The organism is Paracoccus sp. S1E-3, from assembly GCF_013868135.1.
GTDB lineage: Bacteria > Pseudomonadota > Alphaproteobacteria > Rhodobacterales > Rhodobacteraceae > Paracoccus.
This window is the reverse complement of record NZ_JACEMU010000016.1, coordinates 370,211-388,933: the sequence shown is the minus strand read 5'-3', so window position 1 is coordinate 388,933 and position 18,723 is coordinate 370,211. Positions and strand designations below refer to the sequence as shown.

Here is an 18,723-nt window from a genome sequence, read left to right as displayed (position 1 = left end):
GGCCACGCAGGCGCGACAAGCATGAGGGGAGACCAGAATGCTTGAAATCACCGCCGACAAGATCGCCTATGTCATCATTCGCGCCCGCGAATATGAAAGCGGCGTGAACGCCTGGGCGCATAGCGGCCACCGCACCGGCCATGGTGTCCGCACCGAGCTGCACGAATTCATCGCCGGCCTGAACGATGATGAGCAGGCGGCGCTGACGGCGGTGATGTGGATCGGCCGCGAAAGCTTCGATGCCGAGGATCTGGACGAGGCCGTGGCCACCGCGCGGGCCGAACGATCCGGCCCGACCGAGGATTACCTGATGGGCGAACCGCGTCTGGCCGACTATCTGGAAGCCGGGATGGATTCGCTCGGGATTTCGCCCGAGGGCGCGGAAGATGATTTGCATCGGCCGGTCTGATCCCGCATGACCCTGCTGTTCACCCATGACGCCGCGGCCCATCACCGGACCCCGCCCGGTCATGGCGAGCAGCCGGGCCGCCACGCCGCGGTCATCGACGCGCTGGCGGGGCTGGCGCTTGACCGGCGCGAGGCGCCTTTGGTCCGCGACGCCGACCTGCGGCTCTGTCTCCCGCAATCCTATCTGGATTTTCTGGCCGAAGCACTGCCGGCCGAAGGGCTGCGGCAACTGGACGAGGATACGTTCCTGTCGTCCGGCAGTCTCGAGGCCGCGCGGCGCGGCGCCGGCGGTGCGGTGGCGGCGGTCGATGCGGTGCTGGACGGGGCGGCCGCGAATGCCTTCGTCGCCATGCGGCCGCCGGGCCATCATGCGCTGACGGACAAGCCGATGGGCTTCTGCCTGTTCGCCAACGCGGCCATCGCAGCGAAACACGCGCTGGATGCGCGGGGGCTGGACCGGGTGGCGGTCTTGGATTTCGATGTCCATCACGGCAACGGCACCCAGGCGCAGTTGTGGGACGAGGCCCGGACGCTGTTCGCCTCCAGCCAGCAATATCCGCATTGGCCGGGCACCGGCGCCGTCGAGGAACGCGGCGCGCATGACAATGTCATAAATGCCCCGCTGCCGCCCGAATCGGATGGCGCCTTCGGGCGCGCCGCCTGGGATGCGATGCTGGGGCGGGTGGCGGCATTCCGGCCGCAGCTGCTGATCCTCTCGGCCGGGTTCGATGCCCATGCCGATGATCCCAAAGGCGAACTTCGCTGGCAGGACGCGGATTTCGCGCTGCTGACGGCGGCAATCTGCGATGTTGCGCGCGATTGTGACGCGGCAGTGGTTTCTTGCCTCGAAGGGGGCTACAACCTTGCGGCACTGGGACGATCGGCCCGGGCGCATGTGGACGCACTGATGAGGGCTGCGGGATGACTGAAATCGCAACCATGTCCTTCGAGGACGCGATGAAAGAGTTGGAATCGGTCGTGTCGCGGCTGGAAAGCGGCAATGCCTCGCTGGAGGATTCCATCAAATTGTATGAACGCGGCGCCGCCCTGCGCGCCCATTGCGAGGCCCGCCTGCGCGAGGCCGAGGAGCGGGTCGAGAAGATCACGCTGGCGCAGGGCCAGCCCACCGGCGTCGCCAAGGCCGAGGGCCTGTGATGCTGCAGACCCGGATGGAGGAGGTGAAGGCGCAGGTCGAAGCCGCACTGGATGCCGCGATGAACGACCTGCCCCAGGGCGAGTTGACCGACGCCATGCGCTACGCCTGCCTCGGCGGCAAGAAGCTGCGGGCCTTTCTGGTGATGGAATCGGCGCGGCTGCATGGCGTGCCGGACAGCGCCGCCCTGCCGGTGGCGATGGCGGTCGAGGCGCTGCATTCCTACAGCCTCGTCCATGACGACCTGCCGGCGATGGATGATGACGACCTGCGGCGGGGCCTGCCGACCGTGCATGTGCAGTGGTCGGAAGCCACCGCCATTCTGGCCGGTGATGCGCTGCAGACGCTGGCCTTCGAACTGATGACCGACCCCGCCATCGGCGATGCCGAGGTGCGCGTCCGTCTGCTCGCGGCCTTCGCCCATGCGGTAGGACCGGCGGGGATGGTTTACGGGCAGATGCTGGACATCATTGCCGAACAGTCCGAAACCCCCCTCGATATCGCCGGGATCACCCGGATGCAGGTCGCCAAGACCGGCGCGCTCATCGCCTTCGCGGCGGTATCGGGCGCGCTGATCGCGGGCACGGAAACCGAGGCGCTGCGGATCTATGCCGCCAAGCTCGGCCTTGCCTTCCAGATCCATGACGACATTCTGGATGTGACCGGCAATCAGGAGACCACCGGAAAGCGCGTCGGCAAGGATGCGGGCGCGGGCAAGGCCACTTTCGTGTCTTTGCTGGGTCTGGACGGCGCCCGCGCGCGCGAGGCCGAACTGATCGAACGCGCCAATGCGGCCCTATCACCTTATGGTGAAAAGGCGGAAAACTTGCGCGAGCTGGCGCGTTTCGTTATCGACCGCCAAAGCTGAACGCCCCGGAAAGGGACGCGCCATGAGCCAAGATCGACCCAAGACCCCCGTTCTCGACCGGGTAAACCTGCCATCCGACCTGAAGGCGCTCAGCGATCGCGAGCTGCGCCAGCTTGCCGATGAACTGCGCGCCGAAACCATCAGCGCGGTTTCCGTCACCGGGGGGCATCTGGGCGCCGGCCTGGGCGTGGTCGAATTGACGGTGGCGCTGCATGCCGTCTTCGACGCGCCGCGCGACAAGATCATCTGGGACGTGGGCCATCAGTGCTATCCCCACAAGATCCTGACCGGCCGGCGCGACCGCATCCGCACCCTGCGCACGGGCGGCGGGCTGTCGGGCTTCACCAAGCGCGCGGAAAGCCCTTATGACGCTTTCGGGGCCGGGCACAGCTCGACGTCGATTTCTGCGGCGGTGGGTTTCGCCATGGCGCGCGAGCTGGGCGGCGATCCGGGTGATGCGATTGCGGTCATCGGCGACGGCGCCATGTCGGCGGGCATGGCCTTCGAGGCGCTGAACAATGCCGGCCATCTGGGCAAGCGGCTGTTCGTGATCCTGAACGACAACGAGATGTCGATCGCACCGCCCACCGGGGCTCTGTCGACCTATCTGACCAAGCTTTACACCGAAGGCCCGTTTCAGGAGTTGAAGGCCATGGCCAAGGGCGCCGTGGGCTTCCTGCCCGAGCCGATCCAGATGGGTGCGCGCCGGGCCAAGGAAATGCTCAAGGGCATGGCCATCGGCGGCACGCTGTTCGAGGAGTTGGGCTTTTCCTATATCGGTCCGGTTGACGGGCATGATCTGGATCAGCTTCTGCCGCTTCTCCGCACGGTCAAAAGCCGCGCCACCGGGCCGGTGCTGATCCATGCGATCACCAGGAAGGGCAAGGGCTATGCCCCCGCCGAGGGGGCGGCCGACCGTGGCCATGCGCGCGGCAAGTTCGATGTGGTCACGGGCGAGCAGGCCAAGGCGAAATCCAACGCGCCCAGCTATACCTCGGTCTTCGCCAGGGCCCTGATCGCCGAGGCCGAGCGCGACGACAAAATCGCCGCCGTCACCGCCGCCATGCCGGACGGCACCGGGCTGAACCTGTTCGCCGAACGCTTCCCGCGCCGGACCTTCGACGTGGGCATTGCCGAACAGCACGCGGTCACCTTCTCGGCCGGGCTGGCGGCGGGGGGGATCAAGCCTTTCTGCGCCATCTATTCGACCTTCCTGCAGCGCGGCTATGACCAGATCGTGCATGACGTTGCGATCCAGCGGCTGCCGGTGCGCTTCGCCATCGACCGCGCCGGTCTGGTGGGCGCGGACGGCGCCACCCATGCGGGTGCCTTCGATGTCGGCTTTCTCGCCAACCTGCCCGGCATGGTGGTGATGGCCGCCGCGGATGAGGCCGAGCTGGTCCATATGGTCGCCACCGCCGCCGCCCATGACAGCGGACCCATCGCCTTCCGCTTCCCGCGGGGCGAGGGCACCGGGGTAGAACTGCCCGAACGGGGCACGCCGCTGGAGATCGGCAAGGGCCGCATGATCGCCGCGGGCAGTCGCGTCGCCATCCTGTCCTTCGGCACCCGCCTGTCCGAGGTGATGGCCGCCCGCGAAGCCCTGATGGCGCGCGGCATTGCCCCCACCGTGGCCGATGCCCGTTTCGCCAAGCCGCTGGACCGCGACCTGATCCTGCGCCTCGCCCGCGGCCACGAAGCGCTGATTACCATCGAGGAGGGCGCCGTCGGTGGCTTCGGTAGCCATGTCGCCCAGCTTCTGGCCGATGAAGGGGTGTTCGACCACGGGCTGAAGTTCCGCTCCATGGTGCTGCCCGACACCTTCATCGACCATGACAGCCCCGCCGCGATGTATGCTGAAGCGGCCATGAACGCCCCCGACATCGAGGCGAAAGTGCTCGAGGTGCTGGGCGTGGCCCAGATTCCGGCCCGCGCCTGAAATGCAACTCTGACCCGGAGCATCTGCGCATGTCCCGCCACAGCTTCGCCGATGCGCATCCCGACGATCCGCATTTCGTGTCCCGCTCCGGCTGGCTCCGGGCGGCGGTGCTGGGGGCGAATGACGGGATCCTGTCGGTGGCGTCCCTGCTGGCCGGCATCGCGGCGTCCGGTGCGGATCGCCACGCGGTGCTGCTTGCCGGGATCGCCGGGCTGTCGGCGGGGGCCTTGTCGATGGCGGCGGGGGAATATGTCTCGGTCTCCAGCCAGTCGGATACCGAACGCGCCGATATTGCGCGCGAGAAACAGGCCCTGCACGAGGACCCCGAGGGCGAGTTGCGCGAATTGGCCGAGGTCTATCAGGAACGCGGGCTCAGCCCCGAAACCGCGCTGCTCGTCGCGCGCGAGATGAGCGCGCATGACGCGCTCGGCGCGCATGTCCGGGACGAACTGGGGCTGTCCGAAGTCCATGCCGCCAACCCGTTGCAGGCGGCTTTCACCTCGGCCCTGACATTCACCACGGCGGGCGCCTTGCCGCTGCTGGGCGCCTGGCTGGCGCCGGCGGGGCAGATCCTGCCGGTGGTGCTGGTGGCGACGGTGCTGGCGCTGGCGGTGCTGGGGGCGGTCGGGGCGCGCACCGGTGGCGCGCCGGCAGGGCGCGCGATGCTGCGTGTCGTGTTCTGGGGCGTCATCGCCATGGCGGTGACGGCCGCAATCGGCAAATTGTTCGGAGTGGCAGTGGGGTAGGGCGATGTTGAAACGGATGAAGATGGTGAAGCAGGCGGTCCTCATGGCGTTGCTGATGGCCGGTCCGGCGGTGGCGACGCAGGAATATATCCTGCCGACGCTGTTCGACGTGCAGGATGTGGCCGCCGATGACGTGCTGAATATCCGCGAAGCCCCCGACGCGAGTTCCGCCATCATCGGCACGCTGGCCCCGGACGCCACCGGAATCGAGGTGGTCGCCACGGACCGCTCCGGCCAATGGGGGCAGGTCAATGCGGGCGAGCGGGCGGGCTGGGTCTCGATGCGGTTTCTTGTCAATCGCACGGATGTCTGGCAGCCGGGTGCGCTGCCTGCCGGCTTTACCTGCGGCGGGACCGAACCTTTCTGGTCGCTGGCCCCGAAGGGTGACGCGTTGGTCTGGTGGACGCCCGATGGCGAAACCGCCTATCGCGGCCTGCACGTGCTGGATACCGGTGTCTTCCGCAGCCCGCGCCGCGCCCTGGTCGCCGGATCGGGCGATCAGGCGCTGACGGCGAGCGTAACCCCGGCCTGGTGTTCGGATGGCATGTCCGAGATGGCCTTCGGGCTGGAGGCCACGGTCATCCTGCAGGGCGCCGCCGGGCCGCAGCTTTATTCCGGTTGCTGCCGCATCGCGCGTTAGGACGCGATCACCGCCAGCAGGGCCACCATCAGCGCCGTCGCGCCCGACCCGATCGCGGCCGAGCGCCAGCTGAACCACTGAGGTTTCGGCGCGGGCTCGGCCCGCTGCCGGGCACGCCAGATGGCGTCCTCGATCAGGCCCGGCATCAGCGGCATGGCGCGCTGCAGGGTGTGGGCGATGCGCCGGCTGTCCTTCAGGAAAGCGCGCGGGCCCAGATTGGCCTTGATGTAATCCTCGACCACCGGGCGCGCGGCCTTCCAGATGTTCAGGTTCGGGTCCAGCGAGCGGGCCACGCCTTCGACCACGACCATGGTGCGTTGCAGCAGGATCAGCTCGGTCCGGGTCTGCATGCCGAAGCGTTCGGTCACCTCGAACAGATAGCCCAGCAGGTTCGCCATGGAGATCTGGCTGGCATCGGCGCCGAAGATCGGCTCGCCCACCGCGCGCAGCGCGCGGGCGAAGGCGGCGGGGTCGCGGTCGCGGGGGACATAGCCCGCCTCGAAATGCACGCGGGCGAGGGCGTCGTAATCGCGTCGGATGAAGCCCATCAGGATCTCGGCATAGACGCGGCGGGTATATTCGTCGATCTCGCCCATGATGCCGAAATCATAGGCGATCACATCGCCATTCGGGGCTACCTTCAGATTGCCCTGATGCATGTCGCCGTGGAAAAACCCGTCGCGCAGCGCATGGGCCAGAAACAGCTGCAGGATGCGTTCGGCCAGCACGGTCGTGTCATGTCCCGCGGCCCGGATCGCCGCGATATCGCCCAGCGAAATCCCTTCCGCCCAATCCGAGGTCAGCACCCGGCGCGATGACAGGCCCCAATGCGGCATCGGCACCTGGATGCCCTTATCGTTGCGCGTATTCTCCGCGAAAAGCGAGGCCGAGGCCGCCTCAAGCCGCAGGTCCAGTTCGCCGTTCACGGTGTCCTGGAAATGCTGAACCACATCCTTGGGCCGCAGGCGGCGGGTGGCGGGCGACAGCGCCTCGATCATATTGGCGCCGAAATGGAAGGCGTCGATGTCGCGGGCGAAGGCCGCACCGATATTGGGGCGCAGCACCTTCACCGCGACCTCCTGCCTGGTATCGGCGCGGCGCGCCCGGTGGACCTGCGCGATCGAGGCCGCCGCCACGGGTTCGGAGAACTCGACGAAGACCTCGTCCAGCGGACGGCCCAGATCAGCCTGGATCATCTGCCTGGCTGTCTCGGTCGGGAAGGGGGGCAGCTTGTCCTGCAGATAGGTCAGCTGGTCGGCCAGTTCGACCCCCACCACATCCGGACGCGTCGACAGAATCTGGCCGAACTTGATATAGGCGGGGCCGAGCGCGGTGATCGCGCGGGTGATCGGCGGCAGCGCAGGATCGCCCTTGTAGCCCAGCCAGCGGAAGGGCCAGCCCAGCACGCGCGCGGCGATGCGGACATTGCGCGGCGCCTGCATGGCATCCAGCGCCACGCGCATCGCGCCCGTGCGCTCGAACGTGGCGCCGGTACGGATCAGGCGCCAGATGTTATGCGGGCCGCGCATGTTACAGCTTCCAGCCCGAATGCAGCGCGGCGATGCCCATCGAGAGGTTGCGATATTGCACCCGTTCAAACCCGGCCTCGCGGATCATCGCGGCGAAGGTTTCCTGATCGGGGAATTTGCGGATCGATTCGACCAGATACTGATAGCTGTCGCGGTCATTGGCGATCAGCTGGCCCATCACCGGGATGACATTGAAGCTGTAGCGGTCGTAAGCCCATTGCATCGCCGGGACCGGCAGCTGCGAAAATTCCAGCACCATCAGCCGGCCGCCGGGGCGCAGCACGCGGAAAGCTTCCGCCAGCGCGTCGGGAATGCGGGTGACGTTGCGGATGCCGAAGCTGATCGTATAGCGATCGAAGCTGTTATCCCTGAAGGGCAGCGCCATCGCATCCCCCGTGACCCAGCCGAGGCGGTCGGCCAGACGGTCGGCCTCGGCGCGCTTGCGGCCTTCGACCAGCATCGATTCGGTCATGTCGCAGACGGTGACCTGCGCTTGCGGCGCGCGGTCCAGAAAGCGGAAGGCGATATCGCCGGTGCCGCCCGCCACGTCCAGCAGGTGCTGGCCGTCCCGCGGGGCCAGCCAGTCCATCATGGCGTTCTTCCAGATCCGGTGGATGCCCACGCTCATCACGTCGTTCATCACGTCATAGCGCGAGGCCACACGCGAAAAGACGCCATGGACCAGGCCGGCCTTTTCGTCCTCGGCCACGGTCTGAAAGCCGAAATGGGTTTCCTTATGGGATGTCATGCTCTTGCCGTTTCAGCTGCTCGGGGCCAGTTAAGGCCTAAGATTGGCCCACACAATGCGACGAAAGACAGCGGAATGCCAGAACTGCCCGAAGTCGAGACCGTCCGGCGTGGCCTGCAGCCGCATCTGGAAGGGCGCCGCATCGCGCGCCTGACGCTGAACCGGGACGGGCTGCGCTGGAAGTTCCCGCCCGATCTGGTGCAGGTCGCCACCGGCGCGACCGTGACCGGGCTGCGCCGGCGGTCGAAATACGTGCTGCTGGATCTGGACCGCGAGGCCGCGATCCTGATCCATCTGGGCATGTCGGGACGGATGCTGATCGAGGGGGCGGGCCTGGGGGATTTCCACCGCGACCCGGCGATCCTGCCGCGCCATGACCATGTGGTGTTCGAAACCGATGCGGGCACCCGGATCACGCTGAACGACGCCCGCCGCTTCGGCATGGTGGATCTGATCCGGGGCAGTTCGCCCTTGCTGGATGTGCTGGGGCCGGAACCGCTGGGCGACGATTTTACCGGCGCCGTGCTGGCCGCCGCCTTCGTCGGGCGCCGGGCGCCGGTCAAGGCGGCGCTGCTGGATCAGGGCGTGGTGGCGGGGCTGGGAAACATCTATGTCTCCGAGGCGCTGCACCGCGCTGGGATCGATCCGCGCCGGGCTGCCGGCCGCATCGGCCGGGCGCGGCTGGATGCACTGGTGTCCCATATCAAGGACGTGCTGACCGAAGCCATCGCGGCGGGCGGGTCCTCCCTGCGCGACCACCGGCAGACGACCGGCGAGCTGGGCTATTTCCAGCACAGTTTTCGCGTCTACGACCGTGAAGGCGCACCGTGTCCGCGCCCCGGCTGCGGGGGCAGCATCCAACGGATCGTCCAATCGGGGCGGTCAAGCTTCTGGTGCCCCCGTTGTCAGCGCTAGCATGAAGGCTGGTTCTTGTGCGGCGGCTTTGTTAGGACATGGCGATCCGCAATCCCGAAGGGGCACCCCATGGCTTACCACACCATTACCGTCGAGATCGACGATTACGTGGCGCTGATCCGGCTGAACCGGCCCGATGCGCTGAATGCGCTGAACTCGGAACTGCTGGGAGAGCTGTCCTCGGCGCTTGTCGATGCTGACGCCAATGACAAGGTGCGCTGTATCGTCATCACCGGCAGCGAAAAGGCCTTCGCGGCGGGCGCCGACATCAAGGAAATGTCCACCAAGACCTTCGTGGACGTCTATAACGAGAATCTTTTCGTGGCGCCGACCGAAACGATTTCCAACATCCGCAAGCCGATCATCGCGGCGGTGTCGGGCTATGCCCTGGGCGGGGGCGCGGAACTGGCCATGGCCTGCGATTTCATCATCTGCGCCGATAATGCCAAGTTCGGCCAACCCGAGATCAACCTGGGCGTCATCCCGGGCATCGGTGGCACCCAGCGCCTGACCCGTTTCGTGGGCAAGTCGAAATCCATGGACATGAACCTGACCGGCCGCTTCATGGATGCCGAGGAGGCCGAACGGTCGGGCCTGGTATCACGCGTGGTCCCGACCGCCAAGCTGATCCCGGAAGCGATGGCGATCGCACGCAAGATCGCGGAAAAATCGCAGGTCGCCGTCAAGGCTGCCAAGGAATGCGTCAACCGCAGCTATGAAACCACCCTGCGCGAGGGGATTCAGTTCGAGCGCCGGTTGTTCCACGCACTGTTTTCGACCGAGGACAAGAAGGAGGGCATGGCCGCCTTCCTGGAAAAGCGCGAACCGCAATTCCGCGATCGCTGATTTCCCTTGGCTTTCCGGCTCGGCGCCTGTATAGCGCCGGGCTACATGCGCGTGGGCCCGCTTAAGGCAAGAATCATGACCGTTCCACGAACGGTGCCATGGGGCTTTTGCGTAACCGATATTTGAAATTCGACGAACACACAGGAAGCATCCATGGCCAATACGCCCCAGTCCAAGAAACGCGCCCGCCAGATCGAGCGTCGCACCGATGTCAACAAAGCCCGCCGCTCGCGCATCCGCACCTTCCTGCGCAAGGTCGAGGAAGCCATCGCCTCGGGCGATGCCGTTGCCGCCAAGGCCGCGCTGCAGGCTGCCGAACCCGAACTGATGCGCGGTGTGACCAAGGGCGTCGTTCACAAGAACACCGCCGCGCGCAAGGTCTCGCGCCTGGCATCGCGCGTGAAAGCAGTCGCCGCGAAGTAATCGGACGGAAGGGTGATTCTGCCCAGGGTAGTGCGGAAACGCGCCAGATGAAGTTGACGTAAGGGCGCATCCGGGATGCGCCCTTTTGCTTTTTGTGACTCCAACTTTCTGAATTTCCAGTAAATTCGAACAAGTCTCTGGATTTGCGACGGGTTTGTGAAAGCGTCCCGGATTCGTTCCAGCGAAGTTTCTGTCAAGCGCGAAGATCGGTTGCGGGGGGGCTTCTGGAAGGGCTAGCTTCATCCCTGCGATTCACGTCGCCTTGGGGGACATCGCGCCCCGGCAGGCCTGCCAGCCCGCCAGAGGGTGCGATCAATCAGACCGTTTCAGCGGTCGGACGCTGCCGATGCGAAGGGCTGCCACCTTTCGCAAACGGAGGTCGAATTTGTCCGGGCCAGACAGGCCGCGCAGCCTTCGCGCTGCGGCGACCTTCTGTTGCCATGCCCAGGGCGCCGTGTCTCGCCCTTGCCGCGGATGCGGTCGGGATCGGGGACAAGACGGACGAGACAAAAAGAATGAAAAACCTATGGGATCGGGCCAGTAACACGCTGCGCGACCGTGTCGGCAGCAATAACCACACGGCTTGGATCGCGCCGCTGGATCTGACCGGAATCGATTCGGGCGAGGCGCAGATCGTGACGCCGACGCGCTTCATCTCGGACTGGGTGCAGCGCCATTATGCCGATGCGATTCGCGATGCCCTGATCGAGGTCGGCGCCCCGATCGCCCGGCTGAACTTCCGCGTGGCTGCCCCCCGTCGCGCCGCCGCGCCGCGCAAGCAGGCCGATGCAGCCTCCGCGACCCCCCTCATCCGCGCAGCCGAACCGGAAATGTCGGCGCCGCTCGACGCCCGCTTCACCTTCGACAATTTCGTCGTCGGCAAGCCGAACGAGTTGGCCCATGCCGCAGCCCGTCGCGTGGCCGAAGGCGGCCCGGTGACCTTCAACCCGCTGTTCCTCTATGGCGGCGTCGGTCTGGGCAAGACCCACCTGATGCATGCCATCGCCGCCGATATCCGCGCCCGCCGCCCCGAGGCCCGCGTGCTGTATCTGTCGGCCGAGCAGTTCATGTATCGCTTCGTGCAGGCACTGCGCGAGCGCACCGTCATGGATTTCAAGGAAATGTTCCGCACCGTCGAGGTGCTGATGGTCGATGACGTGCAGTTCATCGCCGGCAAGGAATCGACGCAGGAGGAATTCTTCCACACCTTCAACGCGCTGGTGGATCAGGGCAAGCAGATCGTGATTTCCGCCGACCGCGCGCCGGGCGAGATCAAGGATCTGGAGGACCGCATCAAGTCGCGCCTGCAATGCGGGCTGGTCGTCGATCTGCACCCGACCGATTACGAACTGCGCCTGGGCATCCTGCAATCCAAGACCGACGCTTTCCGCGCGCAATATGCCGGCCTCTGCATCGAGCCGGGCGTGCTGGAGTTTCTGGCCCACCGCATCACCTCGAATGTGCGGGTGCTGGAAGGGGCGCTGCAGCGCCTGTTTGCCTTCGCCAGCCTCGTCGGACGCAAGATCGACATGGATCTGACGCAGGATTGCCTTGCCGACATCCTGCGCTCGTCCGACCGCAAGCTGTCGATCGAGGATATTCAGCGCAAGGTGGCCGAGCATTACAACATCAAGCTGGCCGATCTGGTCGGTCAGAAGCGCGTGCGCACGATTGCACGGCCCCGGCAGGTGGCGATGTATCTGGCCAAGCAGATGACCACCCGCAGCCTGCCCGAAATCGGCCGCCGCTTCGGCGGGCGCGATCACACCACCATCATGCACGGCGTCCGCAAGATCGAGGAGCTGTGCGCCGAAGATTACGGTATGGCCGAGGACGTTCAGCTGCTGCGCCGCGCCCTCGAGGCATGACAGCCAAGGCTTGATTCCGGCGGCGTTTTTAATGACATTCGGCGAGCCGGCCGCAGGGCCGGTTTCGATGCGCCGGAACGTGCGCAGGACCGAACCGCGCATGACAGGGGACCGACAATGAAATTCTCGATCGAACGGGCCGATCTGGTCAAGGCCGTGGCGCAGGCGCAATCGGTGGTGGAACGCCGCCACACGATCCCGATCCTCGCCAATGTCCAGATCGAGGCCGCGCCCGAAGGTGTCAGCTTCCGCGCGACCGATCTGGACACCGAGGTGGTGGACCGCGCCAATGCCCATGTCGAGCGTCCCGGCGCCACCACCGTCTCGGCGCAGATGCTGAACGAGATCGCGCGCAAACTGCCCGACGGCGCGTTGGTGACCATTGCGGTGGACGGCGCCAACGAACGCCTGACCGTGCAGGCGGGGCGGTCGAATTTTACCCTCGCGACGCTGCCGACCGAGGATTTCCCGGTCATGGCCAATGCCGAATATTCGGCCAATTTCGCCGCCCCCGCGCCGGTGCTGCGCCGGCTGTTCGACAAGTCGAAATTCGCCATCTCGAACGAGGAGACGCGCTATTACCTGAACGGCGTCTATATGCATGTGGCGCAGGGCGAGGACGGACCGGTCCTGCGCTGCGTGGCGACCGACGGCCACCGGCTGGCGCGCATCGACGCCCCTCTGCCGGAGGGCGCCGCCGACATGCCCGGCGTGATCGTGCCCAAGAAGACCGTGGCCGAACTGCGCAAGCTTCTGGACGATGATGAAACGCAGATCGCGGTCTCGGTCAGCGAGACGAAGGTGCGTTTCGCGACGCCGAACATCACCCTGACCTCGAAGGTGATTGACGGCACCTTCCCCGATTACACGCGCGTCATCCCGACCGGCAATGCGCGCAAGCTGGAAGTCGATGCCAAGGATTTCGCCCGCGCGGTGGACCGGGTGGCGACGGTCAGCAGCGAACGCTCGCGCGCGGTGAAGCTGGCGCTGGACATGGACCGGCTGGTGCTGTCGGTGAACGCCCCCGATGCCGGCACCGCGGATGAGGAACTGGCCGTGGCCTACGGCGACGATCCGCTGGAAATCGGCTTCAACGCCAAATATCTGCAGGAAATCGCCGGTCAGGTGGACCGCGAGAATGCCGTCTTCATGTTCAACGGCGCGGGCGATGCGGCGCTGATCCGGGAAGGCAATGACCTGTCGGCGGTCTATGTCGTCATGCCGATGCGCGTGTGACGCTCGGCCGGCTGACGCTGGCGCAATTCCGGTCCTGGCCGCGTCTGGATCTGGATCTGGACGCGCGGCCGGTGGCGCTGCACGGACCGAACGGGTCCGGGAAAACCAACGTTCTGGAAGCGGTGTCGATGCTGTCGCCCGGTCGCGGGATGCGCGGCGCAGCGCCCGCCGATCAGGCCCGCCAGGGGGTGGGGGCCGGCTGGCGCATCCGGGCCGAGATCGGTGGCCACCAGGTCGAGACCTCGGCGCTGCCGGGGGCCAGCCGCGGCGTGATGCTGGACGAGAAGGCGGCGCCGCAAACTGCGCTGGCCTCGCTTCTGCGGGTGATCTGGCTGACGCCCGCGATGGACCGGATCTGGACCGACGCGCCGGAAGGGCGCCGGCGGTTTCTGGATCGCGTGACCCTGTCCTTTCACCCCGACCATGCCGAGGCCGCGCTGACCTATGACAAGGCGATGCGCGAACGCAACCGGCTGCTGAAGGATCAGATCACCGATCCTGGCTGGTATCGTGCGCTGGAATCGCAGATGGCCGAGGCAGGCGCGCGCATCACCCGCAACCGGCTGGACGCGCTGAGTGCGATCACATCGGCGCAGGAGGCGGATAGCGGCTTTCCCGCCGCCCGGCTGACCCTGCTGCCGGGCGAGGGCTTTGCCGATGATCCCAATGCGGAGGACATCGCCGGGCGCCTCGCGGCAATGCGGCCACGCGATCTGGCCGCCGGGCGCAGCCTGACCGGCCCGCACCGCGCCGATCTGGGTGCGGTCTGGGGGCCGCAGGACATGGCGGCGGCGCTGTCCTCGACCGGGGAACAGAAGGCGCTGCTGCTGTCGCTGATCCTCGCCAATGCCCGCGCGCTGGCGGATCAGCCGGTGATGCTGCTGCTGGACGAGGTGGCGGCGCATCTGGACGCGGCCCGGCGCGCGGCGCTGTATGACCAGATCACCGCGCTGCCCGCACAATCCATGCTGACCGGCACCGGGCCAGAGCTGTTCGCCGAATTCGGCCCCCGCGCCCGGCAGATCTCAGTCAGCCGGACGAACGGCGCATCGCAGGCGGATTGAGCGCTGGGATCACAGCAGCCATTCGATCGGCAACAGGTTCAGTGCGTAGACCATGATCCGGCTGCCAGGGCGCAGGCCCGGTTCATACTCGATCACGGCCGTGCTGCCATCGGGTTGCGGGTCGAGCCAGACCATCGCCTCGTCCTGCAATTCGGGCTGATAGCTGCGCGGGATCAGCGCTTCGGTGAACATCAGGGTGCTGTGCCGGGCCATGGTCGGACTGTCGATCAGGAAGCCCATCTCGCAATTCAGCAGGGCCGAGCGCGGGTCGAAATTGAACGAACCGATGAAGACGCGCCGGTCATCGACCACGAAGGTCTTGGCATGCAGCGAGGCCCCGGATGAGCCGATCGGGCCCAGTTCCTCCTTGCCCTGCGGGCGGTCGCCGCTGCGCTTCAGCTCGTACAGATGGGCGCCGGCCTGCAGCAGCTCGCGCCGGTATTTGGTATAACCTGCATGGACCAGCGGGACGTCGGTTGCCTCCCATGAATTGGTGAGGATCCGCAGCTCGACACCCTGCCGGGCGAGGTTGCCGAAATATTTCGTTCCTGCCTTTGCGGGCACGAAATAGGCCGATATCAGGTCCATCCGTGACGCCACCGGCCCCAGAATCTCGACCAGCCGGTTGATCATCAATTGCGTGCGGGGAACATAGTCCATGCCTTTGCGGGGATCGTCGGCGACCACCTGCACATCGGTCCATTCCAGCGCCGGCGCGCCTCCGGCGGCCAGTTGATCGGCGGCAGAGCGGGCATCGGCCAGATAACGCTGGCCGGCCCCCGAGGCGGTCGCCTGCGCCAGCGCGGCATCGAAACCGGTCATGTCGCCGCCGCCGGCGATCACCTGGTCGAGCTTCAGCACCGGTTCGCTGTTCCAGTATTCGTCGAAGATTGCGGCGGTATCGGTGACGACCTTGCCCACACCCAGCACGTCGAGATCCAGATAGGAAGGTTTGTCGCCGACGTCGAAATATTCATCGCCGATATTACGGCCGCCGACGATGGCCGCGGCCCCGTCGACGATGAAGGCCTTGTTGTGCATCCGCCGGTTCATCCGCAGCGGATAGAGCGCATAGCCCAGCATCTTCGGATTGCGAACGGTCGAGGGGTTGAACAGCCGCACCTCGAAATTCGGCTGGGCGTTCATCGCCGCAAGAATGGTGTCCATGCCCGCCACGCCGTTGTCATCCAGCAGCAGCCGCACCCGCACCCCGCGCGCGGCAGCGGCCCGGAGCGCGTCCAGCAGCAGCAGCCCTGACACGTCGTCGTGCCAGATGTAATACATCACGTCCAGCGAGCGCTCGGCATGCTTCGCCAGTGCGATCCGGCTGTGCAGCGCATCGGGGCCCTCGGCCAGCGGCATCACGCCGGACTTGCCGGGATGGGCGGCCTGTGCCTCGACCGCCCGCGGCCCCAGCCTGGTGTCGGGATCAAAGGGGATCGCGGTCTGGATTGCGCGTCCGGCCGTGGCGGGCACCGGGAAGATCCATCGCCCCGCCACCCACAGCACCGCCAGCACCAGAATGATCCACAACAACATCCGCAACCACCGCATCCAATGCCTCAAAACCCCGCAAATGACGGCAGTTTCACGCCGCTTTCGCCGATTGTGCAAGCCGCTGTGCGGGCGATGCGCAAGACTTCGCGCCAAGGCGGCGAAAAGCCACGAAATACGGTGGCTTTGCCGTGACTTTACCCCGCCGAACCCCTATATCTGCTGCAGATATACAGGAACCTTCACGCATGAACGATACCGCCCCGCAGCAAGCTGAATACGGCGCCGATTCCATCAAGGTGCTGAAAGGGCTGGAGGCCGTCCGCAAACGCCCCGGCATGTATATCGGCGACACCGATGATGGCAGCGGTCTGCACCATATGGTTTACGAAGTCGTCGATAACGGCATAGACGAAGCGCTTGCGGGCCACGCCGATTTCGTGCGCGTCAAGATCCACGCCGACAGCAGCGTTTCGGTGCGCGACAACGGTCGCGGCATCCCGGTCGACATGCACCCGACCGAAGGCGTCAGCGCCGCCGAGGTCATCATGACCCAGCTGCATGCGGGCGGCAAATTCGACCAGAACAGCTACAAGGTCTCGGGCGGGTTGCACGGGGTGGGTGTGTCGGTGGTGAATGCGCTCTCCGACTGGCTGGAGCTGCGGATCTGGCGCAATGGCAAGGAATATTACGCCCGCTTCGAAAAGGGCGATACGGTCGAGCACCTGCGCGAGGTGGGCGATGCCCCCGGCGAGAAGGGGACGGAGGTGCGCTTCCTCGCCTCGTCGCGCCAGAGCGAGGAAGGGGGCACCTTCTCGAACCTCGATTACGTGTTCAAGACCCTGGAAAACCGGTTGCGCGAACTGGCTTTCCTGAACAGCGGCGTGCGCATCATCCTGGAGGACGAGCGCCCGGCCGAGCCGCTGCGCACCGAGCTGTTCTATGAAGGCGGCGTGCGTGAATTCGTGAAGTTCATCGACCGCTCGAAAACGCCGCTGATCCCGACGCCCATCTTCATGCAGGGCGAACGCGGCGGCATCGGGGTCGAGGTGGCGATGTGGTGGAATGACAGCTACCACGAGACGGTGCTGCCCTTCACCAACAATATCCCGCAGCGCGACGGAGGCACCCATCTGGCGGGCTTCCGCGGGGCGCTGACGCGCGTGATCACGAAATACGCGCAGGACAGCGGCATTGCCAAGAAGGAAAAGGTCGAATTCACCGGCGACGACGCCCGCGAGGGGCTGACCTGCGTTCTGTCGGTGAAGGTGCCGGACCCGAAATTCTCCAGCCAGACCAAGGACAAGCTGGTCTCGTCCGAGGTGCGTCCGGCGGTCGAGAACCTGGTCGGCGAGAAGCTGTCCGAATGGTTCGAGGAAAATCCCGCCGAGGCAAAGCAGATCGTCGGCAAGATCGTCGAGGCCGCGCTGGCCCGCGAAGCCGCCCGCAAGGCGCGCGAACTGACCCGGCGCAAGACCGCGATGGATATCGCCAGCCTGCCCGGCAAGCTGGCGGATTGTCAGGAAAAGGATCCGGCGCTGTCGGAACTGTTCATCGTCGAGGGTGACTCGGCCGGTGGTTCGGCCAAGCAGGGGCGAAGCCGCAAGAATCAGGCCGTGCTGCCCCTGCGCGGCAAGATCCTGAATGTGGAACGGGCGCGGTTTGACCGGATGCTGTCTTCGGAAACGATCGGCACGCTGATCACCGCGCTGGGGACCGGTATCGGCCGTGACGAATTCAACCTCGACAAACTGCGCTACCACAAGATCATCATCATGACCGATGCCGATGTGGATGGCGCCCATATCCGCACGCTGCTGTTGACCTTCTTCTTCCGCCAGATGCCGGAGCTGATCGAGGCCGGGCATCTCTATATCGCCGAGCCGCCGCTGTATAAGGTTGGGCGCGGGCGCTCCGAAGTCTATCTGAAAAACGAGGCAGCGCTGGAGGATTACCTCATCCAGCAGGGCATCGACGGCGCGGCGCTGCGCCTCGGCTCGGGCGAGACCCTGTCGGGCAATGACCTGATGCGCGTGATCGAGGAAGCCCGTACCGCGCGGCGCATCCTGCGCGCCTATCCGACCCATTATCCGCCGCAAATCACCGAACAGGCGGCGATCGCGGGCGCGCTGATGGGCGGCCGGCTGGAGGACGATGCCGGCGCGGTGGCGGCCGATGTCGCAACGCGTCTGGATCTTGTGGCCGAGGAATATGAACGCGGCTGGAGCGGGCGTCCGACGCAGGACGGGGGCATCCGGCTGTCGCGGATGCTGCGCGGCGTCGAGGAGGGCCGGACGCTGGACGGCGCCATGCTGCGCTCGGCCGAGTCGCGCCGCCTGGGGGCGATGACGGAGAAACTGCAGGACATCTATGCCAAGCCGGCCTTGCTTGTCCGCAAGGACCGTGAAGTGCCGATCTATGGTCCGCTGAGCCTGCTGCAGGCGATTCTGCTGGAAGGTGAAAAGGGGCTGTCGCTGCAGCGCTACAAGGGTCTGGGCGAGATGAACCCGGAACAGCTGTGGGAAACCACGCTGGACCCGCAGGCGCGGACCATGCTGCAGGTCAGGATCGAGGACCTGTCCGATGCCGAAGACATCTTCAGCAAGCTGATGGGCGATCTGGTCGAGCCGCGCCGCGAGTTCATCCAGCAGAATGCGCTGAGCGTCGAAAATCTGGATATCTGATCTCGATTCCACCACCTGAGGACGAAATGCGTGGTAATCCTGCCGCAGTTTGCGGCAGGATTGTCGCGTATTAACGCTCTATCCATAAGTGCAATTGCCCCCCAAAAGGGCACCTCTTATCTTGCGGGGATCAGTTCATCGAGAGTCACCCTCTCTGCTTGT

At 65.9% G+C, this 18,723-nt stretch carries 17 protein-coding genes; 14 read left to right on the top strand and 3 right to left on the bottom strand.

Features of this window, described 5'->3' with window-relative positions; translation table 11 throughout:
• Window positions 1-37 precede the first annotated feature (37 nt).
• The 7 genes from H1S04_RS16435 to H1S04_RS16405 are packed head-to-tail and all read left to right on the top strand — an operon-like array spanning window position 38 to window position 5,754.
• Entirely contained in the window at window positions 38-409 is a 372-nt protein-coding gene (locus tag H1S04_RS16435) for a DUF3775 domain-containing protein (RefSeq protein ID WP_181746596.1), read from the top strand.
• 6 nt (window positions 410-415) lie between these two features.
• Window positions 416-1,333, top strand: a complete 918-nt coding sequence (locus tag H1S04_RS16430) for a histone deacetylase family protein (RefSeq protein ID WP_181746595.1) — start codon at window positions 416-418, stop codon at window positions 1,331-1,333.
• The gene (locus H1S04_RS16425; RefSeq protein ID WP_181746594.1) at window positions 1,330-1,563 is read left to right on the top strand and encodes an exodeoxyribonuclease VII small subunit; all 234 of its coding nucleotides are present in this window, start codon (window positions 1,330-1,332) and stop codon (window positions 1,561-1,563) included. Before H1S04_RS16430 ends, H1S04_RS16425 begins: the two co-directional genes overlap by 4 nt.
• Complete coding sequence (locus H1S04_RS16420) at window positions 1,563-2,429, top strand: polyprenyl synthetase family protein (RefSeq protein WP_181746593.1); 867 nt, start codon at window positions 1,563-1,565, stop codon at window positions 2,427-2,429. The genes H1S04_RS16425 and H1S04_RS16420 overlap by 1 nt, the downstream gene beginning before the upstream one ends.
• A 22-nt stretch (window positions 2,430-2,451) precedes the next feature.
• Window positions 2,452-4,368, top strand: a complete 1,917-nt coding sequence (dxs, locus tag H1S04_RS16415) for a 1-deoxy-D-xylulose-5-phosphate synthase (RefSeq protein WP_181746592.1) — start codon at window positions 2,452-2,454, stop codon at window positions 4,366-4,368.
• Window positions 4,369-4,397: 29 nt separating this feature from the next.
• Window positions 4,398-5,114: a VIT family protein gene (locus tag H1S04_RS16410; protein WP_181746591.1), complete on the top strand. Its 717-nt coding sequence runs from the start codon at window positions 4,398-4,400 to the stop codon at window positions 5,112-5,114.
• A gap of 4 nt (window positions 5,115-5,118) precedes the next feature.
• Window positions 5,119-5,754: a COG3650 family protein gene (locus H1S04_RS16405; protein WP_181746590.1), complete on the top strand. Its 636-nt coding sequence runs from the start codon at window positions 5,119-5,121 to the stop codon at window positions 5,752-5,754.
• Here H1S04_RS16405 and ubiB read toward each other — a convergent pair.
• Window positions 5,751-7,283: a 2-polyprenylphenol 6-hydroxylase gene (gene ubiB / locus H1S04_RS16400; RefSeq protein WP_181746589.1), complete on the bottom strand. Its 1,533-nt coding sequence runs from the start codon at window positions 7,281-7,283 to the stop codon at window positions 5,751-5,753. The two genes, H1S04_RS16405 and ubiB, sit on opposite strands and share 4 nt — an antisense overlap.
• A 1-nt stretch (window position 7,284) precedes the next feature.
• Window positions 7,285-8,031, bottom strand: a complete 747-nt coding sequence (ubiE, locus tag H1S04_RS16395; protein WP_181746588.1) for a bifunctional demethylmenaquinone methyltransferase/2-methoxy-6-polyprenyl-1,4-benzoquinol methylase UbiE — start codon at window positions 8,029-8,031, stop codon at window positions 7,285-7,287.
• Window positions 8,032-8,106: 75 nt separating this feature from the next.
• Between ubiE and mutM the strand changes: the two genes are divergently transcribed.
• From mutM to recF, 6 genes are all read left to right on the top strand, one after another.
• Complete coding sequence (gene mutM / locus H1S04_RS16390; RefSeq protein WP_181746587.1) at window positions 8,107-8,946, top strand: bifunctional DNA-formamidopyrimidine glycosylase/DNA-(apurinic or apyrimidinic site) lyase; 840 nt, start codon at window positions 8,107-8,109, stop codon at window positions 8,944-8,946.
• Between the two features lie 69 nt (window positions 8,947-9,015).
• Window positions 9,016-9,792 (top strand): enoyl-CoA hydratase, encoded by a 777-nt coding sequence (locus H1S04_RS16385; RefSeq protein WP_181746586.1) that lies wholly within the window; start codon window positions 9,016-9,018, stop codon window positions 9,790-9,792.
• A 153-nt stretch (window positions 9,793-9,945) separates the two neighbouring features.
• Complete coding sequence (gene rpsT / locus H1S04_RS16380; RefSeq protein WP_181746585.1) at window positions 9,946-10,215, top strand: 30S ribosomal protein S20; 270 nt, start codon at window positions 9,946-9,948, stop codon at window positions 10,213-10,215.
• 515 nt (window positions 10,216-10,730) lie between these two features.
• Window positions 10,731-12,083, top strand: coding sequence for a chromosomal replication initiator protein DnaA (gene dnaA, locus H1S04_RS16375; protein WP_220185263.1), 1,353 nt, complete (start codon window positions 10,731-10,733; stop codon window positions 12,081-12,083).
• Window positions 12,084-12,200: 117 nt separating this feature from the next.
• Window positions 12,201-13,319: a DNA polymerase III subunit beta gene (gene dnaN / locus H1S04_RS16370; RefSeq protein WP_181746583.1), complete on the top strand. Its 1,119-nt coding sequence runs from the start codon at window positions 12,201-12,203 to the stop codon at window positions 13,317-13,319.
• The gene (gene recF / locus H1S04_RS16365; RefSeq protein ID WP_181746582.1) at window positions 13,316-14,383 is read left to right on the top strand and encodes a DNA replication/repair protein RecF; all 1,068 of its coding nucleotides are present in this window, start codon (window positions 13,316-13,318) and stop codon (window positions 14,381-14,383) included. Before dnaN ends, recF begins: the two co-directional genes overlap by 4 nt.
• A 9-nt stretch (window positions 14,384-14,392) precedes the next feature.
• On the opposite strand, the gene H1S04_RS16360 is transcribed toward recF, so the two are convergent.
• Window positions 14,393-15,922, bottom strand: coding sequence for a phospholipase D family protein (locus H1S04_RS16360; protein ID WP_255435659.1), 1,530 nt, complete (start codon window positions 15,920-15,922; stop codon window positions 14,393-14,395).
• A gap of 203 nt (window positions 15,923-16,125) precedes the next feature.
• On the opposite strand from H1S04_RS16360, the gene gyrB reads away from it, so the two are divergent.
• On the top strand, window positions 16,126-18,561 hold the full coding sequence (gene gyrB, locus H1S04_RS16355; protein WP_181746580.1) for a DNA topoisomerase (ATP-hydrolyzing) subunit B: 2,436 nt from the start codon (window positions 16,126-16,128) through the stop codon (window positions 18,559-18,561).
• Window positions 18,562-18,723: the final 162 nt, after the last annotated feature.